We start from the raw sequence: 12,123 nt of genomic DNA on the forward strand, positions 1-12,123 counted from the left end.
CAACGACCGACGAAAGGTCATTCAGGGCGGACTCTAGAAGACATGGTGGATTGGGAACTGGCAAGCCGCAAGAACGATCATCTGGACATCGTGCTGGATCCCCACAAGGCCTGTAGCGCCGTCACCACGGGCTTCGACGCCTACCGCTTCACCCACTGCGCCCTGCCCGAGCTGGATCTCGACGAGATCGACCTGGGCACCCGCCTGTTCGAGCGTCCCCTGGCCGCGCCGCTGCTGATCAGCTCCATGACCGGCGGGCCAGAGCGGGCCGCGCTGATCAATCGCCATCTCGCCGAGGCGGCCCAGACCCTGGGCATCGCCCTGGCGGTCGGCTCCCAGCGCATCGCCCTGCAGCAGGGTGGCGATCAAGGCCTGACTGGTGAATTGCGTCGCCTGGCGCCGGACGTGCCACTGCTGGCCAATTTCGGCGCCGCGCAGCTGGTGGCCGGCTACGGCATTAAGGAAGCGCGCCGCGCGGTGGAGATGATCGAGGCAGACGCCCTGATCGTGCATCTTAATCCCCTGCAGGAAGCCGTACAGGCCGGGGGCGATCGCCGCTGGCGCGGCATTCTCATAGCCCTGGAAAATCTGGTTACACAACTGCCCGTGCCAGTCGTCGTCAAGGAAGTCGGCGCCGGTCTGTCGGGCCGGGTCGCCAAGCAACTGCTGGAGGCAGGTGTGGCGGTGCTGGATGTCGCCGGGACCGGCGGCACCAGTTGGGCCGCGGTGGAAGCCGAACGCGCCCGTGACCAGCAGCAGCGCGCCATTGCCCGCGCCTTCACCGACTGGGGCATCCCCACCGCCGAGAGCCTGCGCCAGGTACGCGCCGCCTGCCCGCGGGCGACGGTGATCGCCTCGGGCGGCATCCGCGACGGCATCGACGTGGCCAAGGCCATCCGCCTCGGCGCGGACCTGGCCGGCCAGGCCGCCGCGGCCCTGCCCGGCGCCACCGAATCCACCGAGGCGGTGATCGCGCATTTCCAGGTCGTGATCGAACAGCTGCGCATCGCCTGCTTCTGCACCGGCTCGGCGGACCTGGCCGGCTTGCGCCAGGCCGAGTTGCTGGACGCCGCGCCGTTGCGGTGCCCATAGTGGCCGACACCCGACCGGACGCCGCCATGCATGTCGCCCTGATCTCGCCGCCGCTGCCGAGCCACCTATCCACCCATCTGGTGCTGGGCGAGGCGCTGGTCGCGCTCGGCCACCGGGTCACCCTGTTGCATCAGGTGGAGGTGGGCGATCGTGCGCTGCCGGCAGGTATCCAGTTCCAGGCCCTGGGCGCGACCAGCCATCCGCGTGGCAGCCTGGCGCCTTTGCTCGCCCGCACCGCCAGCAGCAAGCCCTGGTCGGTGTTCGGGGTGATCGCCGACATGGCACGCACTACCGAACTGTTCTGCCGTGAAGGCCCGACCGCCTTGCGTGACCTGGGTGTCGACTGCCTGATCGCCGACCAGATGGAACCGGCCGGTGGACTGCTCGGCGACCACCTGGGCCTGCCCTATGCGTCCCTGGCCTGCGCCGTGCCGATGAATCGCGAGCCCCATCTGCCGCTGCCCACCCTGCCCTTCGCCTATCCCGCCACCGAGCGGGAGCGGCAGATCGTCCAGGGCGCCACCCAGGTGTTCGACCTGATGATGCGCGGCCAGGGCAAGGTCATCCAGCGCCAGGCCCAGGCTTTTAGCCTGGGCGACCGGCGCACCCTCGACGACTGCTTCTCGCCCTATCTGCAGCTGAGCCAGTGCCTGCCGGGCTTCGACTTTCCACGCCGTGCCCCGCCGCCGCATTTCCACGAGGTCGGACCGCTGCGTTCGCCGGCGGTGCGTGAGCAACGGCTGGACCTGGAGATCGATCCGCGCCGGCCCTTCGTCTTCGCCTCCTTCGGCACCCTGCAGGGTGGCCGGCTAGCGCTGTTCCGTCGCGTCGCCCAGGCCTGTCGCCAACTCAACGTCCAGGTGCTGATCGCCCACTGCGGCCGTCTGGATGCCGGTGCCGAACGCCGGCTGCTCGACGACGGCGCCACCTGGGTCACCGACTTCGCACCGCAGGAAGCGGCCATCGCCCGCGCCGACGCGGTCATTACCCACGGCGGCTTCAATACCGTGCTGGACGCCCTGGCGGCCGGCAAACCCATGCTCGCCCTGCCCATGGTGTTCGACCAGCCGGGTATCGCCCGGCGCCTGGAACGGGTCGGCGCCGGCATCTGCCTGGCACCGCGCCTGGCCAGCAAGGCCCGCCTGACCCAGGCCCTGGGCGCCGTGCTGGCCGACCCGGCCTATCGCCGGGCGGCCGAACGCTTCGTGCCCATTACCCAGGCGGCCGGCGGTGTCGCGGCTGCCGCCCGCCTGGTGGACGGCCTGGCCCGACGAGGACTCGAGCGTGCGTCCTGATCTGCTGATCGTCGGCGGCGGCCTGGCCGGCGGCCTGCTCGCCCTGCGCCTGGCGGAAACCCGACCGGAGCTGGACTGGCGCCTGGTGGAAGCCGGTCCGCGACTGGGCGGCAACCATACCTGGTCCTTCCACGAGCCGGACCTCACCGCGCCGCAGCATGCCTGGATCGAACCCCTGGTCGCCCACCGCTGGCCGGGCTACGAGGTGCGCTTCCCCCAGCGCCGGCGGCAACTCGGCAGCGGCTACGCCAGCATCAGCGCCGAACGCTTCCATGAGGTGCTGAGCGCCCGCCTGCCGGCCGAGCGCCTGCTGCTGGGGCGCGAGGTGCTGCGCCTGCAGGACGACGGCGTCGTGTTCGCCGATGGCTACACCCTGGCCGCCGGCGCGGTGATCGATGCCCGCGGACCCAGACCCGATCCGGCGCTCTGGCTCGGCTATCAGAAATTCCTCGGCCAGGAGGTACGCCTCGCGCGCCCCCATGGCCTGGCCGAACCCATCGTGATGGACGCCACCGTCGATCAGCTGGACGGCTATCGCTTCGTCTACAGCCTGCCGCTGGCCCCTGATCGGCTGCTGATCGAAGACACCTACTATGCCGACGGCGAGAGCCTGCCGGTCGAGCGCCTGCGCCAGCACCTGGCCGACTATGCCCGGCAGCAGGGCTGGGAGATCGTCGAGGTGCTGCGCGAGGAACAGGGCGTGCTGCCCATCACCCTGGGTGGCGATCTCCAGCGCTACTGGGACAACGTCACGGCCGGCGCGCCCATCGGTCTGGCCGCTGGGCTGTTCCACCCCACCACCGGCTATTCGCTGCCCGAGGCCGTCCGCCTGGCGGAGCACCTGGCCGCCCAGCCGTTCACCTCCAGCGCCCTGCTGCGCGACAGCCTGCGCCAGTACGCCCAGGGCCGCTGGCAGGGCCAGGGCTTCTTCCGCCTGCTCAATCGCATGCTCTTTCTCGCTGGCCGCCCCGAGCACCGGGTGCGCGTCATGCAAAGGTTCTACGGCCTCGGAGAACCGCTGATCCAGCGCTTCTATGCCGGCCGCCTCACCGCCTTCGATCGGCTGCGCATCCTTTCCGGCAAACCGCCGGTGCCGCTGAAACCGGCCCTGGATGCCGCACTGGCTCGTCCTCCTCAGTTCAAGGAAGCACCATGACCCAAGGTAACGTGCCCAAGCGGGCCATCGTCATCGGCGCCGGCTTCGGCGGTATCGCCCTGGCGATCCGTCTGCAGTCGGCCGGCATCGCCACCACCCTCATCGAGGGCCGCGACAAGCCCGGCGGTCGTGCCTATGTCTACGAGGACGCGGGCTTCACCTTCGACGCCGGTCCCACCGTCATCACCGATCCCTCGGCGCTGGAAGAGCTGTTCGCCCTCAGTGGTCGGCAGATGAGCGACTATGTGGAGCTGCTGCCGGTCAGCCCCTTCTACCAGCTGTGCTGGGAAGACGGCACCCGCTTCGACTACGTCAACGACCAGGCCCGGCTGGACGAGCAGATCCGCGCCCTGGAACCGGACGACGTGGCCGGCTACCAGCGCTTCCTGGCCTATTCCCAGGCAGTGTTCGAAGAAGGCTACATCCGCCTTGGCGCCAAGCCCTTCCTCAAGGTCGGCGACATGCTCGCCGCCGGTCCCAAGCTGGCCCAGCTCACCGCCTGGCGCAGTGTCTACAGCCAGGTGTCGCGCTTCGTGAAGAGCGAGAAGCTGCGCCAGACGCTGTCCTTCCACACCCTGCTGGTGGGCGGCAATCCCTTCGCCACCTCGTCGATCTATGCGCTGATCCATGCGCTGGAACGCAAGTGGGGCGTCTGGTTCGCCAAGGGCGGTACCCACCAGCTGGTCCTGGGCCTGCTGAAGCTCTTTACCGATCTCGGCGGCGAAGTGCGCCTGAATGCGCCGGTGGAGCGCATCCTCACCGAAGGCAATCGCGCCACCGGCGTCTGCCTGGCCGACGGCAGCCAGCTCGCGGCCGATCTGGTGGCTTCCAACGCCGACGTGGTGCACACCTATCGCAAGCTGCTCGGCCACCACACCCACGGCGTGGTCGAGGCCAATCGCCTCAAGCGCAAGAGACACAGCATGTCGCTGTTCGTCATCCATTTCGGCCTGAGCCAGCCGCCGGTGGGTCTCCAGCACCACATGGTCTGCTTCGGCCAGCGCTATCGCGGCCTGATCGACGAACTGTTCAAGGGCCCTGGCGTACCGGACGACTTCTCGCTCTACCTGCACTCGCCCTGCGTCACCGATCCGTCGCTGGCACCGCCCGGGCACAGCTCCCACTACGTGCTGGCGCCGGTGCCGCACCTGGGCAATGCCGACGTCGACTGGAGCGTGGAAGGCCCGCGCCTGCGAGACAAGATCTTCGCCTACCTGGAAGAGCGCTACATGCCGGGCCTGCGCGAGCACCTGGTCACCTCGCGCATCTTCACCCCGGCCGATTTCCGCCAGGAGCTCAATGCCCACGTCGGCTCGGCCTTCTCCCTGGAGCCCATCCTGACCCAGAGCGCCTGGTTCCGGCCGCACAATCGCGATAGTGTCATCCCCAACCTCTACCTGGTCGGCGCGGGCACCCATCCCGGGGCCGGCGTTCCGGGCGTGGTCGGCTCGGCCAAGGCCACCGCCAGCGTCATCCTCGAGGAGCACGGTTAGCCATGCCAGCCACCCATGACGTCGTCGACCACGCCGAGCAGAGCATCGCCGTCGGTTCCAAGAGCTTTGCCGCGGCCGCCAAGCTGTTCGCGCCCGAGACCCGCGAGAGCGCCGTGCTGCTCTATGCCTGGTGCCGCCATTGCGACGACGTCATCGATGGCCAGGAACTGGGCCATGGCCAGGTCGAGGGCGATCGCCGCGCCGGGCGGGAACGCCTGGCCGAACTGGAACGCCTGACCCGCGCCGCCTACGACGAACAGCCGCTGCAGGATCCGGCCTTCGCCGCCTTCCAGCGGGTGGTCAGGCGCCACGGCATTCCCCTGGCGCTGCCGCTGGACCACCTCGCCGGCTTTCGCATGGATGTCGAGGAACGCATCTATGTGGAACTGGAAGACACCCTGGAATACTGCTACCACGTCGCCGGGGTGGTCGGGGTGATGATGGCGCGCATCATGGGCGCCGAAGACGAGGAAACCCTGGATCGCGCCTGCGACCTGGGCATGGCCTTCCAGCTCACCAACATCGCCCGCGACATCGTCGAGGACGCCCGGATCGGCCGCATCTACCTGCCGCGGCTGTGGCTCGACGAACTCCGGGTACCGGCGAGCGAACTGGCCGAGCCGCGCCACCGCGAGGCCGTCGCCCAGCTGGCCGAGCGCCTGGTGCGCCTGGCGGAGCCCTACTACGACTCGGCGCGCCAGGGCATCGCCGCCCTGCCCCTGCGTTCGGCCTGGGCGATCGCCACCGCCCGTGGCGTCTATCGCGAGATCGGCGTTCAGGTGCTGGAGCTGGGCAGCCATGCCTGGGATCAGCGCGTCAGCACCAGCACCGCCGACAAGCTGCGCCTGGTCTGCCGCGGCGCCGCGCGCGCCATGCTCTCGCGCCACCAGCGCGACGAGCCGCGCCCAACCGAGCTCTGGACCCGGCCGCGGCGCTGACGCCAGCTCTTTCGCTTCGGTCACATTTGCGTGCATCTCGGGGATGCCCAACAGCAAACTTTTATGCGATAAACGGGTCGGATTAAAGCGACCCCTCGCGGGCCGCGGATGGATGGATGCCTGAGCCAGAGCGCTGCATCCGGTAGTCAGCCTACGAGTATGGGATTTGCACATGCACAAGACGGAAACGGCTGTTTCACACGATCGCTTCGCTGCCTCCTCGTCACTACTTGCCCTTGGCCTTTCCGCTAACGCGCAGTCCGGCTACAAGCCCGAATTCTTCAACGCCACCCAGTGGCGCACCCTGGTCGCCCTCTGCGCTCATCTGCAGGCCGATAGCGAACAGGCCGATACCCGCCTGCCCGAATTCATCGATCGTCACATGCTGACCCCCTACGCCCATGGCGACCGTTCCAACATCGTCGATCCCTTCGACGAGCAGGCCCAGGTCCAGCAGGGCGCCAACCTGCGCGATCTGCTGCGTGACGGCCTGGCCGTGGTAGACAGCTACTGCACCGAGCGTCTGGGGGCCGGTTTCGCCGAACTGGCGGCCGGTGAGCAGGCCCAGGTGGTTACCGCCGCCGAAGCGGGCACCCTGAATCCGCCAGCCAAGGAATTCATCGATCTGCTGCGCAACGAGAGCGAACGCAGCCAGTACGCCCATTCGCTGTTTGCCGCCTACGACACCCCCGCCGTCGCCTGATCCCGGTTAGCGCCTCCCCGGAGGCGCTCCCCTCTCCCGCCTAGTCCACGCCTTCCTGCACCTGGTCCCGTGCCTTTCGTTCGCGCGAGGAATCCAGGGCGCCGCCGTGTATCTCGCGCAGCTGCTGCTTGAGTTGCTGGGTGGTCGGTGCCAACAGGAAACCGAAGGACACGCAGCCGTCCTTGCCGTCCACCGCATGGTGCATGCGATGCGCCTGATAGAGCCGCTTCAGATAGCCGGTGCGCGGGATGTAGCGAAAGGGCCAGCGCTGATGCACCAGGCCGTCGTGGGCGATGAAGTACAGCAGGCCATAGAGGGTCATGCCGGCGCCGATCCACTGCAGGCGCCAGTAGCCGGCATTGCCCAGGGCGATCAGCAGGATGGCCAGGCCGGCGAAGACGACCGCATAGAGATCGTTCTTCTCGAACCAGCCCGTCCGTGCGCGGTGGTGGGACTCATGCCAGCCCCACCCCCAGCCATGCATGATGTACTTGTGCGACCACCAGGCGAAGGCTTCCATGCCGGCCACGGTGGCCAGCACGATTCCCGCATTGATCAGTATTTCCAACGTAACCTCCGCAGCCACCTGATCAGAAGCTGCTCACGATCTGCTGCGCGTCGGCCAAACTACGTTGAAAATGCCTTCGGAATGCTCATTTACAATTCGTAAACTCCGCTTCCTCAGGCACTTTCGCCTTGCTTGGCTCTAGCTCGCGAGATCGTGAACACCTTCTTAGGACGTCGCCGCCGGTTCGGCCAGGGTACCGGCGGTCGCGCCCAGCAGGGGCGAATCCACCGGTAGACAGACCTGCAGGATACCCGGACGCACCTCGAATCTCACCCGTTCCCGCTTGACCGGTTCACCGTCGAGGTTCATGTCCAGGCCTTCGGCCGCTTCCAGCTCCACCCAGGGCAGGCGCGCGCGAATGAACATCTCCTCGGTGCTGAAGCCCTTGCTGAGGAATTCGCCAAGGGTGCCCAGCACATCTTGGGACGCCGGCAGGATGCCGATATCGAGCAGGCCGTCGTTGACCACGGCGGTGGGACAGAGCACATGGCCACCCCCCGCCTGGCGACCGTTGCCGATACCCAGGGCGAGGAATTCGCCTTCCCACTCGAAGCCGGGACCGCGGAAGCGGCCGTGAGCCGAATGCACCTCGGCGAAGCGCGTCAGGCCGGTGAGGAAGTAGGCCGCCCCGCCCAGCAGGCGCTTGAGTTCGCCAGGCGTATTGGCGGTGACCTGGGAACCGAAGCCGCCGGTGGCCATGTTGAGGAACAGCTGACCCTCCGCCTCGACCAGATCGATGGCGCTGGTCGGACCATCCAGCAGCGCCAGGGCCGCCGCCGGCTCCACCGGCACACCGGCCGCGCGGGCGAAGTCGTTGGCGGTGCCCAGCGGCAGCAGGCCCAGGCGGGCCTGGCTGTGATTCTGCGCCATGGCTTCGGCCACGGCGCGCAGGGTGCCGTCGCCACCGGCGGCCACCAGGGTGCCATAGCCTTCGCGGGTGGCCTGCTCGACGAAGCGCGCGGCGTCCTCTTCTTCCCAGGTCACCCGCACATCGATGCGATGACCGGCGGCGCGCCGTTCGAGAATGGCCTCCCGAACGTCCTCGTTACCGGTTTCCTTGCCATTGAGAATGACCAGGGCTGCGTCAGCCAGGGTGCCTGTCGTCGTCATGTCTGTCGTCCAAGGTTGGCTCTGCGCGGCGAGATGCCGCGTCAGGCGCCGGGCAGAGCCCGGCAAGCGAATCTGGAGACTAGGACTGTGGCCCAACGTCCACGTTCAGTCCTGACCGCCGGTTGGCTAGGCCTTGAGCAATTCGGCCAGCGGGATGAAGCGCACCGGATCACCGACGGCGAAGGTACGGTCCTCGCGGATCTCCACCAGGCCATGGGCCCAGGCGGCCGTCTGCAGTACATTGGAGCCCTGGTTGCGATGGGGTACCACCCGGCCATTCTCCAGGCGCGCACGCTGGTATTCGCGGCGTGCACCGGCACGCGGCCAGTCGAACCCCGCCGGCACCTCTACGCTCAGCGGAGCCACGTCGATCTTGCCGGTACGCCGCAGCAGGTAGGGCCGTGCCAGTAGGCCGAACGTCACCAGGGTGGACGCCGGATTGCCCGGCAGGCCGATCAGCGGGATACCGCGGAAGCGCCCGCAGGTGAGCGGCTTGCCCGGCTTGAGTGCCAGCTTCCACAGGGTCAGCTCGCCCTCTTCGCGCAGGGCCTGGCCCAGGTAGTCGGCCTCGCCCACGGAGACACCGCCCGTGGAGAGGATCAGATCGGCCTGCAGTGACCCCAGCCGCTTGCGGGTCTCGGCGAGATCGTCCGGCAGGATGCCCTGGTCCGACACCTCGCAACCCAGCCGCCGCAGCCAGCTGATGAGCAGGGCGCGATTGCTGTTGTAGATCTGCCCCGGGCCGAGCGGCTGTCCGGGGGCCACGAGTTCATCGCCGGTGGACAGCACCGCGACCTTGAGACGGCGAAAGACGTTGAGCTGAGCGCGGCCGAGGGACGCGGCGACCCCGAGCTCCGCCGGCCCCAGGGCAGTGCCGGCCGACAGCACCTCGTCACCCACCCGGACCTCGTTGCCGCGGCGACGGATGTTGCGGCCCGGTCGCAGTTGCTCGACGAAACGCACCCGACCGTCGTCCAGCACCTCGGTGTTTTCCTGCATCTCCACGCAGTCGGCACCCGCCGGGACGGGCGCGCCGGTGAAGATACGGGCGCAGGTGCCTGGCTCCAGGGGCGCCGGGGCCTGGCCGGCGAAGATGCGCTGGGAGACCTGCAGCGGCTCGCCCTGCCAGTCGTCCAGGCGCAGGGCATAGCCGTCCATGGCGCTGTTGTCCCACGGCGGGAGGTCCAGGTCGGCCACCAGCGGCGCGGCCAGGATGCGACCGTCGGCGTGCTCCAGGGCCACCTGCTCATGGGGCAAGGGACCGTCTTCGGCGGCCATGGCGAGCAATCGGGCCAGGGCTTCTTCCAGCGACAGCAGGCTCATCCGCGCGGCCCGCAGGGCTCGGCCTGCTTGAGATGCGGCACGAAGTTGCAGGGGCGGTGACGATTGTCCAGCTGTTCGGCGAGGATGCCGTCCCAGGCGGTACGGCAGGCGTTGGTCGAACCCGGCAGGCAGCAGACCAGGGTGCCGTTGGCGAGGCCGGCCAGGGCGCGGGACTGCACGGTGGAGGTGCCGATGTCGGCCACGGAGATCTGGCGGAACAGTTCGCCGAAACCATCCACCTGCTTGTCCAGCAGGCAGGCGACGGCTTCCGGGGTGCTGTCGCGCCCGGTGAAGCCGGTGCCGCCGGTGATCAGCACCACCTGCACCTGGTCTTCGGCGATCCAGTGGGCGACCTGGGCGCGGATCCTGTAGAGGTCATCCTTGAGCAGCACCCGGTCGGCGAGAAAGTGGCCGGCGGCCTCCAGGCGGTCGACGAACAGCTGACCCGAGGTATCGGTCTCGAAGGTGCGGGTGTCGCTGACCGTCAGGACAGCAATGTTCAGCGGTACGAAAACCGCCTCGGCTTTGTGGCTCATCTGGTTGGATTTCCGAAGTGTGCGGAGGAAAGGGTGCAGCGGAAGACCGCCGGACGGCCAGCGGGTTTCCCGGAAGGGGTGAGCGTCGGACTGGCAGCGGCCGGGAAATGGCGGCTCCGACAATGAGGGTCGCGGTTGACCCCGGTCGACGTGAAGGTCCGAAAAGGCTGCATCGTCACAGCCTAGAGGAAAAGCCGACGCCCCTTCAACCGAGAGGGCGCCGCTGTCCCGATCTAGCGCTGGCGCTGTTCGCCTTCGGCATGAGTCTCCCACTTGATGGGCCGCGGATCGGTGATGTCGTTGGCATCCTGGCTGAAGCGGCCGTATTGCGGGGCGATGTTCGGGTCCTCCTCCCAGGTCGCCTGCTGGGTGAAGGTGCCGGCCTTGCGATCGAATTTGAGGAAATGCCGGGCCGTCTTGCCGCCCCAGTCCGCGGAGGGCAGGGAGATGAAATCCACCTGGTACTGATCGTCGGTCAGCTTGCCGTGCACCACGTAGACACCGTAGTGCTCTTCGCCGGGCGAGATGATCTTGTAGACGCCGTTGCTGTAGTAATAGAGGGTAGCGTCGGGATAGGGCTTCTTCTCGTAGAGCTTCTCGTAGAACAGCTTTTGCCGGATCGTCGGCTGGCCAAAGGTGACCTTGACCGAAGGAGGTTCACCACCACCCGCGCCAAAGGTGGGCAAGGCGGCCAGGGCCAACGCAGGGAGCAGCATCGTTTTCATCGTTTCCAAACTCCTTCTGGGCAGGGACTCGCCTCCAACAGGCGGAGGGGATCAAAGGTGTCTAGCACGCCCCTTTGCACGGGACGCGCCCGAGTCTAGCCCAGCCGTCCCGCCCGGATAAACCCCGCCCTACGCAGCGACCAGCGACGAAACCGGTCTAGGATGAGCGCCCGATCCCGCGCTCGACAGTCCGAGGCCTCCCGCATGCCACTGCTCCCCTCTTCCATCCTCATCCTGGCCGGCGGTCGCGGCCAGCGCATGGGCGGACGCGACAAGGGCCTGGTGGAATGGCAGGGCCAGCCACTGGTGGCCCAGGTGCAGGCCGCGGTACGGTCGCTGACCGATGACCTGGTGATCTCCTGCAACCGCAATGCGCCGCGCTATGCCCAGTGGGCCGACCAACTGGTGGCCGATGATCAACCGGATTTTCCCGGTCCCCTGGCCGGCATCCTCGCCGGGCTCGCCGTGGCGCGGCATGACTGGGTGCTGCTGCTGCCCTGCGATGCGCCGCGCATCGATGCCGCCCTCGCCCTGCAGCTGCTTACGGCCGCCCAGGCGAGCGCGGGCCCGGTGATGGCGCGTCAGGATGGCTACTGGCAACCGCTGTTCAGCGCCCTGCCCCGGCGCCTGTTGCCGGCCTTGCGCCTGGCCTGGGCGGACGGCGAGCGCAGTCCGCGTGGCGCCCTGCTGCCGCTCGGCCTGACCGCCGTGGAGTTCGCCGAAGACGACGTTCGTCTGGCCAACTTCAACGATCCCGCGGCCCTGGAAAGCGCGACCTGAACCCGGCGATCCACCCGGCCAGAGGGCGTGACCGCCCGGTTCCGGGACGAACTCGGCCCCGCACCCGCGGTCCTAAGCCCGCTTGGTTGCCAAGAAAGGAGACCGTCACATGAACAAGCACCTGCTCCCCGCCGCCCTGCTGGTCGTCGCCAGCGCCCTGCTCGCCGGCTGCTCCACCCCCAGCGTCATCACCCTCAACGATGGCCGCGAGATCCAGGCCACCGACATGCCGAAGTACGATGACGACTCGGGTTTCTATACGTTCAAGCAGCTCGACGGCAAGCCAACCCGCATCAACAAGGACCAAGTTCGCACCATCAAGGAGCTCTGATTCCTGCCCGGCGCGATTTTTTTACCTAACCCCTTGTGCTTGCATGAGTTTTAGGTAGAATGCGCGCCATCCA

The 12,123-nt window shown here is 67.9% G+C and carries 13 protein-coding genes; 8 read left to right on the forward strand and 5 right to left on the reverse strand.

Features of this window, described 5'->3' with window-relative positions; all coding sequences use genetic code 11:
* Window positions 1-42: 42 nt before the first annotated feature.
* The 6 genes from fni to FHR73_RS08730 all read left to right on the forward strand — a co-directional run bounded on the left by fni (window position 43) and on the right by FHR73_RS08730 (window position 6,677).
* Window positions 43-1,092, forward strand: coding sequence for a type 2 isopentenyl-diphosphate Delta-isomerase (fni, locus tag FHR73_RS08705; RefSeq protein WP_183630503.1), 1,050 nt, complete (start codon window positions 43-45; stop codon window positions 1,090-1,092).
* Window positions 1,092-2,387: a glycosyltransferase gene (locus tag FHR73_RS08710; protein ID WP_183630504.1), complete on the forward strand. Its 1,296-nt coding sequence runs from the start codon at window positions 1,092-1,094 to the stop codon at window positions 2,385-2,387. Before fni ends, FHR73_RS08710 begins: the two co-directional genes overlap by 1 nt.
* Window positions 2,377-3,543, forward strand: coding sequence for a lycopene beta-cyclase CrtY (crtY, locus tag FHR73_RS08715; RefSeq protein WP_183630505.1), 1,167 nt, complete (start codon window positions 2,377-2,379; stop codon window positions 3,541-3,543). Before FHR73_RS08710 ends, crtY begins: the two co-directional genes overlap by 11 nt.
* Window positions 3,540-5,036: a phytoene desaturase gene (locus tag FHR73_RS08720; RefSeq protein WP_183630506.1), complete on the forward strand. Its 1,497-nt coding sequence runs from the start codon at window positions 3,540-3,542 to the stop codon at window positions 5,034-5,036. Before crtY ends, FHR73_RS08720 begins: the two co-directional genes overlap by 4 nt.
* Window positions 5,037-5,038: 2 nt before the next feature.
* A complete protein-coding gene (locus tag FHR73_RS08725) occupies window positions 5,039-5,974 on the forward strand; it encodes a phytoene/squalene synthase family protein (RefSeq protein ID WP_183630507.1) in 936 nt (311 codons plus the stop codon).
* Between the two features lie 172 nt (window positions 5,975-6,146).
* On the forward strand, window positions 6,147-6,677 hold the full coding sequence (locus tag FHR73_RS08730; protein WP_183630508.1) for a gluconate 2-dehydrogenase subunit 3 family protein: 531 nt from the start codon (window positions 6,147-6,149) through the stop codon (window positions 6,675-6,677).
* A 40-nt stretch (window positions 6,678-6,717) separates the two neighbouring features.
* On the opposite strand, the gene FHR73_RS08735 is transcribed toward FHR73_RS08730, so the two are convergent.
* The 5 genes from FHR73_RS08735 to FHR73_RS08755 form a co-directional block, all read right to left on the reverse strand.
* Window positions 6,718-7,245, reverse strand: a complete 528-nt coding sequence (locus tag FHR73_RS08735; protein WP_183630509.1) for a sterol desaturase family protein — start codon at window positions 7,243-7,245, stop codon at window positions 6,718-6,720.
* Between the two features lie 165 nt (window positions 7,246-7,410).
* Window positions 7,411-8,355: a lipid kinase YegS gene (gene yegS / locus FHR73_RS08740; RefSeq protein WP_183630510.1), complete on the reverse strand. Its 945-nt coding sequence runs from the start codon at window positions 8,353-8,355 to the stop codon at window positions 7,411-7,413.
* Between the two features lie 126 nt (window positions 8,356-8,481).
* Window positions 8,482-9,678, reverse strand: coding sequence for a gephyrin-like molybdotransferase Glp (glp, locus tag FHR73_RS08745; protein ID WP_183630511.1), 1,197 nt, complete (start codon window positions 9,676-9,678; stop codon window positions 8,482-8,484).
* The gene (gene moaB / locus FHR73_RS08750; RefSeq protein ID WP_007162868.1) at window positions 9,675-10,214 is read right to left on the reverse strand and encodes a molybdenum cofactor biosynthesis protein B; all 540 of its coding nucleotides are present in this window, start codon (window positions 10,212-10,214) and stop codon (window positions 9,675-9,677) included. Before moaB ends, glp begins: the two co-directional genes overlap by 4 nt.
* A gap of 233 nt (window positions 10,215-10,447) precedes the next feature.
* The gene (locus FHR73_RS08755) at window positions 10,448-10,939 is read right to left on the reverse strand and encodes a hypothetical protein (protein ID WP_183630512.1); all 492 of its coding nucleotides are present in this window, start codon (window positions 10,937-10,939) and stop codon (window positions 10,448-10,450) included.
* Between the two features lie 204 nt (window positions 10,940-11,143).
* Here FHR73_RS08755 and mobA point away from each other — a divergent pair, with 204 nt between their 5' ends.
* Together mobA and FHR73_RS08765 are read left to right on the forward strand one after the other, a co-directional pair.
* Window positions 11,144-11,719, forward strand: a complete 576-nt coding sequence (gene mobA, locus FHR73_RS08760; RefSeq protein WP_183630513.1) for a molybdenum cofactor guanylyltransferase MobA — start codon at window positions 11,144-11,146, stop codon at window positions 11,717-11,719.
* Window positions 11,720-11,828: 109 nt separating this feature from the next.
* Window positions 11,829-12,050, forward strand: a complete 222-nt coding sequence (locus tag FHR73_RS08765; RefSeq protein ID WP_183630514.1) for a YgdI/YgdR family lipoprotein — start codon at window positions 11,829-11,831, stop codon at window positions 12,048-12,050.
* Window positions 12,051-12,123 lie beyond the last annotated feature (73 nt).

Source organism: Pseudomonas sp. AS2.8, assembly GCF_014190935.1.
In the GTDB taxonomy this organism is placed as follows: Bacteria; Pseudomonadota; Gammaproteobacteria; order Pseudomonadales; family Pseudomonadaceae; genus Chryseomonas.